This window comes from Aquimarina megaterium XH134 (genome assembly GCF_000520975.1).
In the GTDB taxonomy this organism is placed as follows: domain Bacteria; phylum Bacteroidota; class Bacteroidia; order Flavobacteriales; family Flavobacteriaceae; genus Aquimarina; species Aquimarina megaterium.
In genome coordinates, this window is the sequence record NZ_JACB01000151.1 from 1 (window position 1) to 464 (window position 464).

The window sequence follows — 464 nt, forward strand, 5'->3', positions numbered from 1 at the left end:
TGGTCAAAGACAGGTGATTGTACAGTAAGAAATTCTGCGGTTAGCGTATTTCCGAATCCTACCGAAAATGGTATCATAAATGTGATGATAAATTCTGGAAAATCTAACTCTAATTTTAGATTTGAAGTACATTCCCTTAACGGAACTAAGTTATTAGATTTTGAAAATAATGTGATGAATGGGAAGAATGGTAAAACATTTGATATTAGTTCTTTAAAAACTGGTTTGTACTTATATACGATTACTATAGGAAAAGAAAAAGAATATGGTAAGATGAAAGTATCAAATTAATTTAAAATAGTTTTTGTAACCATAAAAGAGTACTTCTTCTACTCTTTTATGGTTACTATTAAGAATCTTATTATATAAATTACGATTACAGATTTTTTGATGGGTTGAATTATTTATCAACCCGTTGTGCGTATTGATGTTTTTGAATCTTAAAATTCGTCAATTCGAGTGCT

1 protein-coding gene is annotated in these 464 nt (G+C 28.2%); it reads left to right on the forward strand.

What is annotated here, in order from left to right:
* Positions 1 to 291 (forward strand): T9SS type A sorting domain-containing protein (locus Z053_RS29645; protein ID WP_035097335.1); only part of this gene is annotated, 291 nt, incomplete at its 5' end.
* Between the last annotated feature and the right edge of the window lie 173 nt (positions 292 to 464).